The 17665-nt window shown below is 34.3% G+C and carries 17 protein-coding genes; 3 read left to right on the forward strand and 14 right to left on the reverse strand.

Translation table 11 applies throughout. The annotated features are described in order from the left end of the window. Window positions 1–124: 124 nt before the first annotated feature. From J2Y38_RS22145 to J2Y38_RS22165, 5 genes are all read right to left on the reverse strand, one after another. On the reverse strand, window positions 125–658 hold the full coding sequence (locus J2Y38_RS22145) for a YceI family protein (RefSeq protein WP_291146290.1): 534 nt from the start codon (window positions 656–658) through the stop codon (window positions 125–127). Between the two features lie 156 nt (window positions 659–814). Next, entirely contained in the window at window positions 815–1531 is a 717-nt protein-coding gene (locus J2Y38_RS22150; protein ID WP_053471584.1) for a pirin family protein, read from the reverse strand. Window positions 1532–1895: 364 nt separating this feature from the next. Beyond that, complete coding sequence (locus J2Y38_RS22155) at window positions 1896–2297, reverse strand: DUF4375 domain-containing protein (protein ID WP_309846944.1); 402 nt, start codon at window positions 2295–2297, stop codon at window positions 1896–1898. Between the two features lie 104 nt (window positions 2298–2401). After that, the gene (locus J2Y38_RS22160) at window positions 2402–2758 is read right to left on the reverse strand and encodes a hypothetical protein (RefSeq protein WP_309846946.1); all 357 of its coding nucleotides are present in this window, start codon (window positions 2756–2758) and stop codon (window positions 2402–2404) included. Window positions 2759–2764: 6 nt separating this feature from the next. Then, window positions 2765–4246, reverse strand: a complete 1482-nt coding sequence (locus tag J2Y38_RS22165; RefSeq protein WP_309846948.1) for a helix-turn-helix domain-containing protein — start codon at window positions 4244–4246, stop codon at window positions 2765–2767. A gap of 196 nt (window positions 4247–4442) precedes the next feature. On the opposite strand from J2Y38_RS22165, the gene aceB reads away from it, so the two are divergent. Together aceB and aceA are read left to right on the forward strand one after the other, a co-directional pair. Then, on the forward strand, window positions 4443–6044 hold the full coding sequence (gene aceB, locus J2Y38_RS22170) for a malate synthase A (RefSeq protein WP_309846950.1): 1602 nt from the start codon (window positions 4443–4445) through the stop codon (window positions 6042–6044). Window positions 6045–6302: 258 nt separating this feature from the next. Then, on the forward strand, window positions 6303–7583 hold the full coding sequence (gene aceA, locus J2Y38_RS22175; protein WP_309846953.1) for an isocitrate lyase: 1281 nt from the start codon (window positions 6303–6305) through the stop codon (window positions 7581–7583). Window positions 7584–7783: 200 nt separating this feature from the next. Here aceA and J2Y38_RS22180 read toward each other — a convergent pair whose 3' ends face one another. The 7 genes from J2Y38_RS22180 to J2Y38_RS22210 all read right to left on the reverse strand — a co-directional run bounded on the left by J2Y38_RS22180 (window position 7784) and on the right by J2Y38_RS22210 (window position 13827). After that, entirely contained in the window at window positions 7784–8359 is a 576-nt protein-coding gene (locus J2Y38_RS22180; protein WP_056204650.1) for a Crp/Fnr family transcriptional regulator, read from the reverse strand. Beyond that, complete coding sequence (locus tag J2Y38_RS22185; protein ID WP_309846958.1) at window positions 8359–8676, reverse strand: DUF6370 family protein; 318 nt, start codon at window positions 8674–8676, stop codon at window positions 8359–8361. Before J2Y38_RS22185 ends, J2Y38_RS22180 begins: the two co-directional genes overlap by 1 nt. A gap of 3 nt (window positions 8677–8679) precedes the next feature. Next, a complete protein-coding gene (gene purT, locus J2Y38_RS22190) occupies window positions 8680–9840 on the reverse strand; it encodes a formate-dependent phosphoribosylglycinamide formyltransferase (RefSeq protein WP_309846960.1) in 1161 nt (386 codons plus the stop codon). Beyond that, window positions 9837–10325, reverse strand: a complete 489-nt coding sequence (locus J2Y38_RS22195) for a hypothetical protein (protein WP_309846962.1) — start codon at window positions 10323–10325, stop codon at window positions 9837–9839. The genes purT and J2Y38_RS22195 overlap by 4 nt, the downstream gene beginning before the upstream one ends. 327 nt (window positions 10326–10652) lie before the next feature. Further along, the gene (locus J2Y38_RS22200; RefSeq protein ID WP_309846964.1) at window positions 10653–12527 is read right to left on the reverse strand and encodes a U32 family peptidase; all 1875 of its coding nucleotides are present in this window, start codon (window positions 12525–12527) and stop codon (window positions 10653–10655) included. A 134-nt stretch (window positions 12528–12661) separates the two neighbouring features. Continuing rightward, window positions 12662–13237, reverse strand: coding sequence for a hypothetical protein (locus tag J2Y38_RS22205; protein WP_309846967.1), 576 nt, complete (start codon window positions 13235–13237; stop codon window positions 12662–12664). Between the two features lie 134 nt (window positions 13238–13371). Further along, entirely contained in the window at window positions 13372–13827 is a 456-nt protein-coding gene (locus J2Y38_RS22210) for a PA2169 family four-helix-bundle protein (RefSeq protein ID WP_309846969.1), read from the reverse strand. Between the two features lie 360 nt (window positions 13828–14187). Between J2Y38_RS22210 and J2Y38_RS22215 the strand changes: the two genes are divergently transcribed. Further along, window positions 14188–15246 (forward strand): serine hydrolase domain-containing protein, encoded by a 1059-nt coding sequence (locus J2Y38_RS22215; RefSeq protein WP_309846971.1) that lies wholly within the window; start codon window positions 14188–14190, stop codon window positions 15244–15246. A gap of 51 nt (window positions 15247–15297) precedes the next feature. On the opposite strand, the gene J2Y38_RS22220 is transcribed toward J2Y38_RS22215, so the two are convergent. Continuing rightward, window positions 15298–16488 carry a pyridoxal phosphate-dependent aminotransferase gene (locus tag J2Y38_RS22220; protein WP_053472041.1) on the reverse strand — a complete coding sequence of 397 codons (1191 nt, stop codon included), beginning with the start codon at window positions 16486–16488 and terminating at the stop codon, window positions 15298–15300. A 72-nt stretch (window positions 16489–16560) separates the two neighbouring features. Next, window positions 16561–17658, reverse strand: coding sequence for an acyl-CoA desaturase (locus J2Y38_RS22225; protein ID WP_053472042.1), 1098 nt, complete (start codon window positions 17656–17658; stop codon window positions 16561–16563). Between the last annotated feature and the right edge of the window lie 7 nt (window positions 17659–17665).

The following is a 17665-nucleotide window of genomic DNA, read 5'->3' on the forward strand; positions in this document are numbered from 1 at the left end:
CTTAAAGATTTAGCATGTCAGGCTGAGCGAAGTCGAAGCCCCGTCCCTAAAAACAAAAAAGCCTGCACTCCCGAGAAAAAGTGCAGGCTTCGTAACCAACCAAATTAAAACCTATTATAAAGTATTAAGCTTGTTTTACAAATTGTAATTCAATGTTTAATTTTACTTCTTCACCAACTAAAACACCTCCGGTTTCAAGAGCTGAGTTCCAGTTTAACCCCCAATCTTTACGATTAATTTTTCCTTCAATGCTTAAACCTACTTTTGTATTTCCCCAAGGATCAGTTAAGATTCCGCTATATTCTACTGGGAATTTTACTTCTTTTGAAATTCCTTTGATTGTTAAATCTCCAGTTAATTGATAATCTCCAGCATCAATTTTTTTGAAAGAAGAAGCTTTAAAAGTTAATTTTGGATTGTTTTCAACGTCGAAGAAATCAGCACTTCTCAAGTGTCCATCTCTGTCTGCATTTGCAGTATCGATAGAAGCGATATCCCCAGAAAATTCGATTGCAGCATTTTCGAAATCATCTCCTTGTGTAGTAATTGTTGCATCGTAAGTTCCAAATTTACCTGAAACATTTGTAAACATCATGTGTTTAACTTTAAAACCAATTTCTGAATGTGTTGGGTCAATTGACCATTTTGTAGTTGCCATAATTTTATTTTTTAAATATTAATTTATTTCATTTTGATAGGACAAAGTTACTTCGGCTGTCTTCGTTTGGCACTTAACCTAGATTAAGAAATAAAGGCGAAATAAATTTGATTATCAGTTTGTTTTGTTTTTATTGTTTGAAAAATTGCCGTTGAATTAATAGTTCATCGGAACATCCATCAATAAAAATTCAGCATCTGTATTTGCTTTTATATTTAAGATATCAGTTCCTGAAATTCCAACCGCATCACGAGTGTTTAATTCCTGACCGTTGATCGTAACATTTCCTTTTAAAACGAAAGCATAAACTCCGTTTCCTTCTTTTTTAATTTTATATTCAGTAGTTACGCCAGAGTCAAAATTTCCCATATTGAACCAAGCGTCCTGGTGAATCCAAACGCCTTCGTCATCAGCATTTGGAGATAAAATCTGAGATAATTTATTATGTCTGTCAGCAACATCTAAAGTGATTTGTTGGTAACGTGGCGTAACGTTTCTTTTATTTGGAAACAACCAGATTTGTAACAATTTAGTCTGTTGATCTGCATTCGGGTTAAACTCACTATGCTGAACTCCAGTTCCGGCGCTCATTACCTGAATATCACCATTTTTGATGATTTCAGTATTTCCCATACTGTCTTTGTGAGCCAAATCTCCTTCTAACGGAATGGTGATAATTTCCATGTTATCGTGTGGATGCGTTCCAAATCCCATTCCTGCAGCAATTGTATCATCGTTTAAAACACGAAGCGCTCCAAACTGAATTCTGTCCGGGTTGTACCAGCTCGCAAAACTAAAACTGTGATAAGCATTAAGCCATCCGTGATTTGCATTTCCTCTTGTTTCTGCTTTGTGCAATATTATATTTTCCATGATCTTGTATGTTTTGTAATTTTATAGTACAAAGATACTGCCGAGGTCAAGGAAACGCACTTAACCTAGATTAAGAAAGGATTTTTTTAAAGGTTCTGAGGTTCTAAGATGCTAAGGTTCTGAGTTTTTTCTGGAGCAGAAATTTTAGTTTTCAAAAGACCTGACGTCCCGCTATCCGTTTCAATCTTTTGTGTCTCGTTAAAGAAACGAGACACAAAAGGATTTTCACTTCTATCGGGGCTAAACGAGAAGTTTTTGTTTTTATAAGTCGTTGTTTGTATAGCTTAAAAAGAAAGTAACTACACAGTTTGTCGTCTCGACGAAGGAGAGATCACACTAGAAGCTCGACAAAGATTGGTGTAAATTATTCTTGTAAATTTCCATCAGGATATTTATAAAACTCTAAATCCAAGAGTTCTAATTTTGCATTTATTTCTTCATTGTTAAGTTCTTCAACTTCTTGATTTCGGAGTTTTTTAATTAAATCTTTGTTAGGTAGTTTTTTTGGATTGATTAAGGAAATCGCCGATTCAAGAATTTTTGCAGTTTTAGGTTTGTTATTTTTCTTCAACGCTTTTAACGTTTCAAAGCAATTTTGACCACAGTTAAAAAAGTATTGGTTAAACCCTCCGTTATTGATTTCTATTTCTAACTCTTCAATATTGGCCATCGGTTTAGAAACACTGATTTTCTCTGATGAAGTTTGACTTAAACAACTTGAAAATGTTAACAAAAAGAGAAGTAAAATGAGGCTCAATAATTTCATTGCTTATAATTTTGGATTTTTAATACTTTGTCGAGCTACTTGCGGGAATCTCTTCTTCGTCGAGATGATAAGATTGTGAGAAATCGTTATGTTGAAAATCTGAATTATTTAATTCTAATTAATTTCCCTCTCCCCGCTGAAATATCAAGATAATTTCCGCCACCATTTTTATTGTGGATATAAAATTGAATAGTGTCTTTTTGAATTTGATCTTTTCGAATACTTATAATTAAGTCAGTATTTATAAAATTCTCCAACAGTATTATATTGCCATATGAGATTTTTCCTTTCGGCATGTACTTGTTATCAAAAATGAAAACACTGTCCTTAAAAGTAATTTTGTCTTTTTGGACGTATAAGCCATAGTCTTCTAATAAATAATTGTAACGACCGTTAAGTTTATCTGTTTTCTGATTGAAGTTAATAGAAAGGAATATTATTATTAAAGTGAAATATTTCATAGGATTCTAGCTAAATTGATTTATAAACTGCTGTACTACAATGTCAGTATTCTCATGACGTTTCTTTCTTTCCAAAACAATCGGAGGAGCAGATCTTTCCTGACAATCTTTTACGGCACAAGTTTCGCACGTAACACCAACAATTCTTTTCACTAAAGGCTTTCCTTCAATGAATTTGAATTTCTTTTTCATAGTCGGATTTATTAAGATGCCGACAGAAATACTTCTAATATAATTTTCTGCAAAAGGATCTTTTGTGGCCGATGAAAAAACCAAATATTCGTTTCCGCTATTAGCGTAACTGGATATTTGTGCGTCAAAAAAATGAGATTTATTTTGTTTGATAGCCTCGTCAATCGTTTTAACAGAAACCCATCTTCTGCAGTAATGTTCGTTGGTTTCATTGGCGTGCGGCTCCTGTTGATGCGTAATGTGTAATTCTTTATTTATCTGATAAAAATCGGAACCTATTTTATGCGATAATCTTAAAAAGAATAAGTTTTTCAGCTGAAAATCTTTCGGTAATAAATTAGTTAATCGCTGGTAAAAAGATTCAGGCGAAACTTCAAAACTTTCTATTAACGCTACAAATTCTTCTGGCTTTGGGTTTTCATTTTCCAAAAAAGAATTGATTTTGTCAACCACTAATTTTCTCGGTAATAATAAAGCACCGGCAAAATAAGAAGCATAGAAATTATGCAGAACCTGATCGAAATTTTCAAACTTAATCCAACTGAAAGTCAATAATCGATCGGAGATTTTTAAATAATTATAAGCAATTTCTTTGGCTAAAATAAAAGCTTTCTGCGGAGCATCGAGTTCTGTAGAAAGTAATAAAGTTTTGCTTTTTGGAACATAAATCGAACGTAAATCGTCTAAAGCTTCCTGATCTGTAAAAGCAATTTCTTTTATATTGTATTCGTATTCTTCTTTTAGAATATCTTCTAATTCTTCAGTGCTGATTTTAGAATCCAGATTAATTTGAAACGACTTCGAAAACGCAATTACTTTTTCTTCTAAATCTTCAAAATAATTACTGTGTGCTTCCTGATACGAGCGCAAAGCGGCCAAAAAGAAACTTTCGCGGCTTAAATTATAATGTTGTGCAATTTCGATAATCGTACTAATAAATGCATTGACTTTTGCAGGAGCATTGGCAATAATATCAATTAAATCAGCTTCCTGAATTCCGAAAAGCTCTAACGGAATCTCTTTTAAAATGCCTGATTTTAAGATTTCGCCAATTGGAGCAAGGTTGTTGTCGAGTTTTAAAGATACCATTTGGTCGTAAGTCACGTCCAAATGTTCGCAGAGCAATAAAATTTTATCTGTTTTTGGATATTTTTTTCCCTTTTCAATCTCGTTTAAATACGATTTTGAAAGATTTGTCAATTTGGCTAAGCCAAAAAGTGACAGATTTTTTTGCGTTCTGACTTGCTTCAATTTTAGTCCGAAGATCAGCTTTATATAGTCTTTTTCGATATCCATGAACCAAATATAATCATTATAAAAATAATCGCCAAAAAATTATTTTTAATATTTAGCGAACGTTCGCTTGTTTTGTAAAAAACTTTTTTCTAATATTGTGGTGTAGAAATTATTAGACATCAGGTTGTTGTGGTTTGATGTTTTGAAAAACAACAAATGACTCAATTGTTTCTAATGAAAATTAAAAACCACAGCTATGAAAAACCAAATTGAAATTACCGAAACGGCGATGGAATTTTTAGCCGAAAAAAAGCTTCGTTATCCAAAGATCTGGACAGAAGAAGCGATTGTTTTTATAACTGAATTGCATAGAAAATTCGAATCACAGCGAAAACTATTGCTTTTACAGCGTGACCAAAAGCAAGTCACTTTTGACCAGGGAATCATGCCGACTTTTATTCCGGAAACGAAGAATATCAGAGAAGGTAATTGGACAGCTGCCGAAACTCCAAAAGATTTATTGGACAGAAGAGTAGAGATTACAGGTCCGGTTGATCGTAAAATGATTATCAATGCTTTGAATTCGGGTGCGAAAACTTTTATGGCCGATTTTGAAGACAGCACTTCGCCAACTTGGCAAAATTTGATGGAAGGCCAACTGAATTTAATCGATGCAGTCAACAAAACAATTACGTATACCGATTTGGTGAAGCAAAAATCCTATCATTTAAATGAAAAAATCGCAGTGCTAATTGTTCGTCCAAGAGGTTTGCATTTGCCAGAAAAGCATCTTTTAATTGAAGGAAATGAGGTTTCGGGTTCTTTGGTAGATTTTGGTTTGTATGTTTTTCATAATCACAAACGACTTTTAGAAAACAATTCAGGGCCGTATTTCTACATTCCGAAATTAGAACATTATCTGGAAGCGCGCTGGTGGAATAATGTAATTGATTTTACCGAAGATTATTTAAAACTGAAAAGAGGAACGATAAAAGTGACGATTTTAATTGAGACCATAACGGCAAGTTTTCAGCTGGATGAAATTATTTACGAACTGAAAGAACATATTGTTGGCTTGAACTGCGGGCGCTGGGATTATATTTTCTCATACATTAAAAAGTTTAGAAAAAATCCAAAATTTATTGTTCCGGATCGTGATCAGGTAAATATGACTTCACCTTTTATGAATGCGTATTCAAATTTGGTTATTCAAAGATGTCATAAAAGAGGTATTCATGCAATTGGCGGAATGGCAGCGCAGATTCCGATTCGGAATAATGAAGAAGCCAATGCAGTCGCTTTCGCAAAAGTAAAAACAGATAAAGAGCGCGAAGTTAAAAATGGACACGACGGAACCTGGGTGGCGCATCCTGATTTGGTTGCGCTGGCAAAAGAAATTTTTGATAAAGGAATGCCGACTCCAAATCAAATTCATATTAAAAGAGAACATCGAAAAATTACAGAAGCTGATTTAATTGAACCACCAATTGGAATCATTACTGAAAACGGTGTTCGAAAAAATATCAATGTTGGAGTTTTGTATCTGGCTTCTTGGCTAAACGGACAAGGTGCTGCGGCATTGCATAATTTAATGGAAGATGCAGCAACAGCCGAAATTTCAAGATCCCAATTGTGGCAATGGCTTCAGAATAAAGTGCTTTTAGATAATGGTCGAAAATTAGATTTGGCTTATTATCACGAATTGGCTTTAGATGAATTCAGAAAAATCAAAGAGGAATTAGGCGAAGAAAATCACGAAAAACAACAATTTCCATTAGCTGAAAAAGCATTGGAAAGATTAGTAGTAAATCCTGATTTCGTTGACTTCTTAACGATTCCGTGTTACAAATATTTATAAAAACGTTGAGTTTAATTTTAACACATAGAGACATAGGTTCAAAATGTGAAAAAGAGTTTTTTAAAAAATCTAGATTTTCACACATAGTCCCGATAGCTATCGGGATTTGTTTAAACAAATGAAATGCCTTTAACCACAAAGAAAAGCTATGTTCCTATGTGTTTAAAAATTAAACTCAAAGAAAAATAAGTCCAGTAAAACTGAAAACTAGAAACTGCGACTGAAAACTATTACTTACTAACCACTTAAACTATACTTATGAAAACAACAGAAGACAGAATTCAGGAATTGATTAACGATTGGATAACGAACCCAAGATGGAAAGGTGTTGAACGCCCTTACACTGCAAGTGAAGTAGTTGAACTTCAAGGTTCATATCATATTGAGCATTCTATTGCCAAAATGGGAGCGCAAAAATTATGGAAAAAGTTAAAAAGTCAGGATTATGTAGCTGGTTTAGGGGCGTTGACTGGAAATCAGGCGATTCAGGAAGTTGATGCGGGTTTAGAAGCGATTTATTTAAGCGGATGGCAGGTTGCTGCTGATGCAAATCTGGCGGGGGAAATGTATCCTGACCAATCGCTTTATCCGGTAAACAGCGTTCCGATGGTGGTAAAAAAGATCAATAACGCTTTACTTCGTGCGGATCAGATTCAGACCGTAAATAAAATTGAAGATAAAAAAGATTATTTAGTTCCTATTGTAGCTGATGCTGAAGCGGGCTTTGGAGGGAATTTAAATGCTTTCGAATTAATGAAATCAATGATTGAAGCAGGAGCTTCTGGAGTTCATTTTGAAGATCAGTTGAGTTCTGCTAAAAAATGTGGACATCTCGGCGGAAAGGTTTTGGTTCCGACTCAGGAAGCTATCAATAAATTAATTGCAGCGCGTTTGGCAGCAGATGTTATGGGGGTTTCGACTTTAATTGTAGCAAGAACGGATGCTGAAGCAGCTAATTTATTAACAAGCGACGCAGATCCAAGAGACAGAAAGTTTTTAACCGGAGAAAAAACTGCCGAAGGTTTCTTCTACGTAAAAAACGGAATCGAACAAGGAATTGCAAGAGGTTTGAGCTACGCACCGTACGCCGATTTAATTTGGATGGAAACCAGTAATCCGGATTTAGAATTTGCAAGAAAGTTTGCAACGGCTATGAAAAAAGAATTCCCGGATAAAATGCTGGCATACAATTGTTCTCCGTCTTTTAATTGGGCAGCAAAATTAACGGTTGCCGAGATGGAAACGTTCAGAGAAGATTTAGCAGCAATGGGATATAAATTCCAGTTCATCACTTTGGCAGGATTCCATGCTTTGAATACAAGTATGTTTGAATTGTCTAAAGCGTATAAAGAACGCGGAATGGCGGGTTACTCTGAATTGCAGGAACGTGAATTCGCTTTACAGAAAAACGGATTCAGAGCAGTAAAACATCAGGCTTTTGTTGGTACTTCTTATTTTGATGCGGTTCAAAATACGGTTATGATAGGAAGATCTTCAATAACAGCAATGAAACATTCTACTGAGGTTGAGCAATTTTAATTCAAAAGAAAAGCCAGTTCAATGAACTGGCTTTATTTTTTTTTGCCACAGATTAAAAGGATTAAATAGATTTAAAAAAATGTTGCCACGAATTACACAAATTCCACGAATTAAATCGTTTTAAAAATTAAAATAAAATTCGTGGAATTTGTGTAATTCGTGGCGAAAAAAAATCCTTTTAATCTGTGGCAAAAAAAAACTTATTTCTTCAAAAGTCGAGCTTTCATTTTGCTGAAGAATTCTGGTGTTACGCCAATGAAAGAAGCGATTTGTTTTTGAGGAACTTTGTGAACTAATGTTCCGTATTTCTTAGTGAATTTTTCAAAACGTTCTTCGGCGGGTAAACTTAAATTGTCCATTAATCTTTGTTGATTAGCGACTAATGAATTTTCAATTAAAATTCTAAAAAAGCGTTCCAACTTTGGAATCTCAATAAACAATTGATCCTGATTTTCTTTGGATAAAGAAACAACTTCTGCTTCTTCCAGAACTTCAATAAAAAGCTGTCCGGGTTTCTGAGAAAAATAACTGTACATGTCACTCATCCACCAGCCTTCGCAGGCAAAAGATAAAACATGTTCCACAATATTATCGTTAATATTGAAGCTTCTTAAAATTCCAGAATTTACAAAATAAGAATGTTTGCAAACTTCGCCCGCATTCAATAAAATTGTTTTGGCTTTATAAGTATTCGTTTCTAGTTTAGATAAAAAAAGTGTTTGTTCCTCTGGTGTCAAAGAAACATGTTTGGCAATATTTTCAAGAATTAATGCCATTATTTTTCGTTTACTAAAGTGAATGAAGTCGCTTTAAAACGATTGTTTACGATTTCTCCAGTAACTAAAGCTTTGCTGATTGCATTGCAAAAACCTTTTTCTGAATGTGCATCGCCGTGATCGTGAATAGTAGTTCCGTCAACGAAATAGGTTTTTCCGTCAATACGAACCGCTAAATCACAGCTTTTACCTTTCATTCCAAATTGACATTCTCCGCAAGAAGCTTCAACGATTGTTGGTTTATCAAATTTCTTCTTGTCTTGTGCCTGAGCTGCAATTCCGATAAACAGGAAAAGCACGAATATAAGTTTTTTCATTTTTTAAGAATTTACAGTTATTAGTTTTGCCGTTTCTTTGGCGCGTTCAGTTACTTCATTAATTGGAGTTGCGAGTGAATCGTGGCTTAAAACAACTCCCATTCGGCGATACGGTCTTGAAGTTGGTTTGCCAAAAATCCTGAAATCAGTTTTTGGTAAAGCAGCAACTTTTTCGATTCCGGTAAAAGTAGGATTTGCAGAATCTTCTGACGCTAAAATTACGGCACTTGCTCCAGCTTTTTCCAAAGTGATTTCAAAAATTGGCAGGCTTAAAATCGCTCTTAAGTGCAATTCAAATTCGTTGAAATTCTGGGTTCCGACCAAAGTTACCATTCCGGTATCATGTGGACGTGGAGAAAGTTCAGAAAAATAAACTCCTTCTTTCGTTAGGAAAAATTCAACACCAAAAAGTCCTGCACCGCCAAGTGCTTCGGTGATTTTTTCAGCCATATCCTGTGCTTCGTATAAATCAGCTTCAGAAACTTGTGCCGGCTGCCAGCTTTCCTGATAATCGCCGCGTTCTTGTCTGTGACCAATTGGAGCGCAAAACAAAGTTGGATTATTATTTTGGGTAATCGTTAAAAGCGTAATTTCTGAATGAAAATCTACAAAAGCTTCTACAATGACTTCAATAACATCACCACGTGAACCCGCAACGGCATATTGCCAAGCTTTTTCGATATCACTTTCTGTTTTTATTGTCGATTGTCCTTTTCCTGATGAAGACATTAAAGGTTTTACCACGCAAGGAATTCCAACTTCCTGAACGGCTTTTTGCAGTTCTTCTGCTGAAGTTGCGTATTGATATTTTGCTGTTTTAAGTCCTAATTCTTTTGCTGCTAAATCACGAATAGCTTTACGATTCATAGTAAAGTTTGCCGCTTTCGCTGAAGGAACAACGGTAATTCCTTGTTTTTCGTAATCGTAAAAACGTTCGGTGCGAATGGCTTCTATTTCAGGAACTATAAAATCAGGTTGGTGTTTGGCTACGATTCTGTCCAGCGCTTCGCCGTCAAGCATGTTGATGACTTCAAAACCGTGTGCAACTTGCATTGCTGGTGCGTTTTCGTAACTATCAACTGCAATTATGGTTTGTCCGATTCGTTGTGCGGCAATGACAAATTCTTTGCCTAACTCGCCTGAACCTAGGAGTAGTATTTTCATTTTGTTTGATTTAAAGTTTGGGTATTTTGGCTCGCTTTTACAATAATTAAACTGCTTATAAAAGTTAGAATCATTAATATAAATGATAGGAATAAAATCATTAGTATCGAAAATAGAATTTTGTCATAAAGTTGTATTCTCAATGCAACAGATATTCCATTAAAAAATAATCCGACTATATAAAGTGTGAAAAGAGCTAATATTAATTTTGAACTTACTCCAAAAGAAAATTGAGAACAAGCTTGAAAATATGTTATTTGGTTTAATGAATATCTTAATTTTTTAGCGGTATTCCAAAAAAGAAAAATAATGAATATTGGAAATAAAATTCCCCAGAAAATTGGATTCCAAAAAATACCGAAATCACATATTTGAATACATAAATCGATGAAATAACTATCCGAAAATATTGATAATGGAAAAAAAGCGGTCACAAAAATTCCAGCAATTATGAAGTATTTTTGAATGTTGTTTTTTGATCCCATTTAAATTTTGTTTGGTGAGTAAAGATAATTAAAATGGAATTTATTCTCACGCAGATTTTGGAGATTCAGGAGATTTTAATTTAAGTTTTAGATAAAGTATCCATACAGTTTGTCATTTCGAGGAACGAGAAATCTTCGCGAGAAGCTCGACAAAGATTGTCTAATTGGAACGGAGTTACTTGTGGAGATTTCTCGTTCCTCGAAATGACAATATTGTGGAAAATAGCAGCATAAAAAAGGTTCGCAAAGATTTAAAATAATCTTTGCGAACCTTTGCGTATTTCTTCGCGCTCTTTGCGGTAAAAAAAATTTTGTGGTTAAGTTTTTTTAATGAAAATGATCTTCTTCGATTTCAAATTCAGCATCTTTTTCCCAGATTTCCATTTCGCAAGGTTTACAGTTGAATTTTAGTTTATATTCAAGTTCACCTTGTTTCAATACTAATGGTTCTTTTACCTTTACACCAACAATATCTTTTTGGTGTATTGGACATTTTTTTAATTCGTATTTGATGCAATATTTTGTTGTCATTACACGAGATTTTCCTGGATCCCATTGTAATTCGAATGCTTTTTCGATTTCGGTAACACCGTGACGTTCGTAGAATTTACGAGCCGTTTTGTTCGAAACATTGTACATGAAATCTAATTTGGTTTCAGGATACGGATGTGACGTTTTTACCAATTGGTGTTCTTCACGTTTGTAATTTGCCAAACGAATTTCAGTCAATTGATCGTAAACTGTTCTTCGCATTTCGTTGATTTTTGAAATAGGAAGGAACCAGTTTTGAGAAAACATAATATTGATTTCATTAGCAGTATAAGGTGTAAAACCTGTTTTTGCTAATTGTGTTTTGATATTTTCTTCGATTGATTCGCCAGTTTTTGTCTGCTCTTTTGCATGTTCTAAATTAACAATGCTTACGTTTCCATCTTCGTCGGTTGCGATTAATTCGAAACCATTTTCAGTTTCAGTCAGTAATAAAGTGGTGCTTAATTTACGAACAGCACTATCTTCTCTTTCTACAATTTTGATGAAAGCGGCGTCGTTATTTCTATAGATGAAAGTTCCATCTTTTACTTCTTTTAAAACGTTCGGGTAAATTTTACCGTTTTCGGCTTTGTTTACGTAGATTCCGTCCGCTTCGTTATTTTCGTTTATGAAACAAAGTCCGTCACCGTTGTTTAATAATTCACCGTTTTCGATTTCGTAAGCGTTTCCAACAGTTCTAATTAATTTACCAATATATTGACCTTTTGATTTTGGGCTTTCCCAAGAACCAATTGAGCTGTGTCTTTCGTTTACGAAATAATCCGTATAACCACGGTTGAAGGTTCTGCTTAAAGAAGAATCAAAAGTATACGTACAAGTTCCAGAAGAAGCTTTCATGTATTTTTCGCTTCCTTCACCTTCTAAATAACTGTCAAGTTTTTGGCGTAAATAAGAAACGTTGTTTTTTACATAAACAACATCTTTCAATCGGCCTTCAATTTTAAAGGAAACGATTCCGGCTTCGATCAAATTTGGGATTTGATCTGAAATATCTAAATCTTTTATCGAAAGTAAGTGGCTGTTTTTTATTAAAGTTTCTCCGTTTCCGTCGATTAAGTTATAAGGTAAACGGCAGTTTTGTGCGCAAGAACCACGGTTGGCGCTGCGTTCTCCGTTTGCCACACTCATATAACAGTTTCCGCTAAAAGAAACGCATAAAGCTCCAGTTACGAAAAATTCTAATTCAACATCTGCGTGATCGTAAATCGTTTTAATTTGATGCAGGTTTAATTCGCGTGCTAAAACAACACGTTTAATTCCGGCATCTTTAAGGAATTTAATTTTATCGGCATCACGATTATTGGCTTGCGTGCTTGCGTGAAGTACGATAGGAGGAAGCTCCATTTCCATAATCGCCATATCCTGAATAATCAGGGCGTCGACACCAATCTCATATAATTCCCAGATCATTGAACGACAAGTTTCAAGTTCGTTGTCGTACAAAATGGTATTCATAACAACAAAAACTTGAGCATTAAATAAATGCGCATATTGTACTAAAGCAGCGACATCTTCAATAGAGTTGTTTGCATTAGAACGTGCGCCAAATTGAGGCGCACCAATATATACTGCATCAGCACCACTGTTTATGGCTGCGATTCCTCCAATTAAATCCTTAGCAGGAGCTAATATTTCGATTTTCTTCTTCATTTCTAAAACTTTAGACTTTTGTGGTATTCCCGAAAAAAAGTGTGCAAAGGTCTTATAAATTATTTGAGTTTGCTAATGATGAAGGGATTTTTTTGAATTTGTTAACTTAATATGGAATGATGATTAATTAGATTTTAATCTAGTGGAAAAGAATATCCAGCGGTAAAACCTCCGAAAGATTGTTGAGCAGATAAATTTGAATAGAATGAAACTCCAAGTTCTATATTGTTTTTTCGACCAATTGCAAGTCCAAAGCCAATAGGAATATGTGCTATAACTCCATTTTTTTTCTCATTGACAGATTCGGTATAAGTTTCAAAAGAACCTATTGAAGCTCCAACACCAGTTTCAACAAAAGGAGCAACCCAAGGAATTGGAGCGCAAAGACGTACTTTGGTTCCAAGAAAAAAGGCATTAGTTTCTACTTTATAACCTTGTGGATTTTTAATTTTATCTTCGTCTGTTGAGGTAAAAATAGCTCCTAAATAAGGTCTTACGCTAAACCATTTTGTTATACCCATTACATATTCTCCTTGTGTATAAAAACCAAAACCATCAATGATTTCAGGATTTTTTTCTTCATAATGTGATGTACTTGATCCAAAACCTATAGATGCTTTAATAAATTTACCCGTTGTTTGGGCTTTTGAATAAGATGAAAATAATACAGTAAAAATAATAGCAATAAAACAACGCAGATTTAAGGTCATAAAACGATTTTTGAGTTTTTTTTTAAATGATGCGCCAAAAGTAAGATTTTTATTTCAAATTGATGATAAAAACAAAAAAACTATCTGATTATTTAAACCAGATAGTTTTCCTAAAATAAAAGTGTCAATAATAATTAGTTCGCTTTCATTTTAATTTGCGATAAAGTATTTTGAATACTGTTTAATTGTTTTGAAACAATGAAAACCTGACTGTGTTCTAATTCATTATCTTCAAGTGCTTTTTTGTATTTTTCAATAGCGGCTTCTTCTCCGGTAATACAGGCATTTATAATGGCTTCAGTATCTCCGCCAGTGAAAGATGATTTGATATCAATCCACGTACGGTGTAAAGCTCCTAATGGACCTCCGCCGGAAGTATCTGTCGATTTTCCAAGTTTGTTGATTTCGTCTTGTAATTCTACAATAAATAAAGCTCTTTCTCGGGCATATTCCAGAAAATCAGCTTTAATGGCTAAATTCTCAACATGTTCTGCGGCGTTTGTATATCCTAGTTTTCCATCTTCAAGAATTGAAATTAATCCTTCTAAAGTTTTAACTGTTTCTTTTGTGGTTTCATCTGTATGTATCATGACTAATAGTTTTTAAATTAATACATTACAAAGTTGGCGATTTCTAAAGTCTTATGTTTTACAGGATTATGTGCATGGTTTTACAATATTGTGGAATGGGAATTTTGAAAGTTTATTTTTTTGTTCTCGCAGATTTAGCAGATTCAGCTGATTTTTTCTTTTGAAAATGAATTGTGTCGTTTCCGTTTTGCGTGAGGGATAGTAGTGAAAAGCCCAAAGCCTGACGAAGGAAGTGCGAGGACTTGTAACGGATAGCCCGACCCGGAGGGGCACGCCCAAAAAATATAGAAACTTGTTTTTTGTAACCTTTAGTTGATTCATGCCGTCAAAGCTTTATCAATCAAACTAAATCATCACAAAATGAAAACAATCTTAAAATCGTTTATTGTTCTATTTATAATAGCTTGTTCGGGTTTGTCGGCTCAGAATTTAGAAACTAAAATAGATAGTTTAATTACTTCAAAGTTTAAACCTGAAAATCCCGGAGCTGTTTTTCTTGCAGTTAAGAAAGGGAAAGTAATGTATAGAAAAGCTTTTGGAATGGCTGATTTAGAAATGAATATTAAAATGAAACCTGAATTTGTTTTTGAAATTGGTTCGATGACGAAACAATTTACGGCTGTTTCTGTTTTAATGCTTGCTGAAGAGGGAAAATTGAAGCTTGATGATGAAATTACGAAGTTTATTCCTGATTATCCAACGAATGGAAATGTGATAACACTGCATCATTTGCTGACGCATACTTCGGGAATTAAAGATTTTACGAGTATGAAATCAATTAAAGATATTGCAAGACGGGATTTATCGCCTAAAGAATTGATAGATTTTTTTAAGAATGAACCTGTTGATTTTAAACCTGGCGAACAATATAAATACTGCAATTCAGGCTATGTGCTTTTGGGATATATTATCGAAATGGTGTCTGGAAAAACTTATGAAGAATTCATAACCCAAAATATTTTTAAGAAAATAGGAATGGAAAACAGTTATTATGCAAGCCATGATAAAATTATTAAAAACAGGGTTTCTGGTTATCGTGACAAGAATGGTTATGTAAATACAAATTATATTAGTTTTTCTATTCCGTATGCTTCTGGTTCGATAATGTCTACTGTAGATGATTTGCTGAAATGGCAAAATGCAATAAATACCAATGCATTATTAAATCTGGCTTATACAGAAAAAGCTTTTACGAATTATAAGCTAAATAACGGGACGAATATTGATTATGGATACGGCTGGCATTTAGAAAAGGTGAAAAACAAAATAATCCGTGAACATGGCGGAAGTATTTTCGGTTTTAAATCTATGGGAGTTTATGAGCCAACAGAACAGGTTTATGTGGTTGGTTTGAGTAATTGCGAATGTAATTCTCCAACTTCAATTACAAAAGATATTGCAGCTCTTTTAATTGACTAAACAAAAAAAGGGTGTTTTTAAAACACCCTTTTTACTTTATATTATAGCTAATTATACAGTCAAAGCTTCTTTGATTCTGCGTAATGCTTCTTTTAAAATATCGTTGCTTGTTGCGTAAGAGAAACGGATACAGTTTGGATTTCCGAAAGCGTCTCCAGTTACTGTTGCAACATTTGCTTCTGCCAAAAGATACATTGAAACGTCGTTTGCATCTTTAATTTCAGTTCCTTTTAATGTTTTTCCGAAGAAAGAAGAAACGTCTGGGAATACATAAAATGCACCTTCTGGAACGTTGATTTTTACTCCCGGGATTTCTTTTAACAATCCCACAACTAAGTCTCTACGACCGTGGAAAGCTTGAACCATTTCGTTTAATACGCTTGGATCGGCATCTACTGCAGTAATTGTAGCTCTTTGTGCAACAGAATTTGCACCAGAAGTCACTTGTCCTTGAATTTTTGTACACGCCTTTGCGATAAATTCAGGAGCTCCAATATATCCAATTCTGTATCCTGTCATTGCAAATGCTTTTGCAACTCCGTTTACAGTAATTGTTTTTTCTAACATTCCCGGAATTGAACCAATACTGCAGAAAGTTCCTGAGAAATTGATGTGCTCATAAATCTCATCTGCAACTACGTAAATATTTGGGTGTTTTTCTAAAACTTTTGCAAGCGCTGTTAATTCTTCTCTGCTGTAAACAGATCCTGAAGGATTACATGGAGAAGAGAACCACATCATTTTTGTTTTTGGCGTGATTGCAGCTTCTAATTGTTCTGGAGTAATTTTAAAATCTGTTTCAACAGAAGTTGGAACTTCAACCGGAACTCCGCCAGAAAGTTTTACAATTTCGAAATAAGAAACCCAGTATGGTGCTGGTAAAATAACTTCGTCACCATCATTTAACATTACTTGTGCAATGTTGTATAAAGATTGTTTTGCTCCTGTAGAAACTACGATTTGAGATGGTTTGTACTCTAAATCATTGTCTCTTTTGAATTTTCTGCAGATAGCTTCTTTTAAATCCTGATATCCATCAACAGGAGAATATGTGCTGTAATTATCATCAATTGCTTTTTTTGCAGCTTCTTTAATAAAGTCAGGTGTATTAAAATCTGGTTCACCTAAACTTAAACTGATAATGTCTTTTCCTTGTGCTTTTAATTCGCGAGCTAAAGCTGCCATTGCCAATGTCTGCGAAGTCGCAAGATTGTTGATTCTGTCCGAAAGAATATGGTTCATTATAAAAATTTTGAATGTCCTTAATTGTTGCGCTATTTAAGGATGGTTAATTATTAATAGATTTTTTTTAGTTTAAACAGATAATTCAGGTTTCATTCCTAAGTCACGCAAATGTTTAAAGTGAGCTGCAATAGCACTTCGCATTGTTTTGTATTCGTAATACGGTAAATTACATTCTTTTGCGGTTTCCTTTACGATTTTTGCAATTTTACCATAGTGAATGTGACTGATATTTGGAAAAATATGATGTTCGATTTGGTGGTTTAATCCGCCTGTGTACCAGTTTACAATTGCATTTTTTGGTGCAAAATTAGTTGTGGTATACAGTTGATGAACTGCCCATGTATTGTCCATTTCTCCTAATTCATTTGGAGATGGATTTGTAGTGTGATCTACAACGTGTGCTAATTGAAATACAACACTTAAGATTAATCCGGCTGTGTAGTGCATTACAAAAAATCCTAGAAGTACTTTCCACCAGGTAATTCCAATAAGTATTGGTAAAACAATCCAGATTGAAATGTAGATTACTTTTGTAATAATTAATGTTGTCCAAAGAATTTTTGGGCTTTTAGGCTCTCCGTAAGATAATTTTCTTTTCAGATAATTTCTCATTTGCTTAAAATCGGTAGTAATTGCCCAATTGAAAGTCAATAAACCGTATAAGAAAACAGAGTAATAATGTTGAAAACGGTGAAAACTATGCCATTCTGCATGTTCTGTAAAACGGATAATTCTTCCGGCATCTAAATCTTCGTCGTGTCCCGGAATATTGGTATAAGTATGGTGAAGCACATTGTGCTGAACCTGCCAGTTGTAAACGTTTCCGGCCAGAACATAAATGGTTCCGCCCATGAATTTATTAATCCAGCTTTTATTAGAGTATGAACCGTGATTTCCATCGTGCATTACGTTCATTCCAACGCCAGCCATTCCAACGCCAATGACGATTGATAAAAGCAGCATTACCCAAAAAGGCATATTTAACGTAAGGATTAAAAAATAAGGAGTTAAAAAAACTGCGAATAGAATAACGGCTTTTAAGTGTAACTTCCAGTTTCCAGTTTTCTGAATGTTGTTCTCCTTAAAGTAATTGTTTACCCGTGAGTTAAGTGTTCTGAAAAACTTCAGATTGTCTTGCCTTGCAAAAGTTGGAGCAGTGTTATTCATAATTGTT

This window comes from Flavobacterium sp. 2755 (genome assembly GCF_031455715.1).
Taxonomy (GTDB): Bacteria; Bacteroidota; Bacteroidia; order Flavobacteriales; family Flavobacteriaceae; genus Flavobacterium.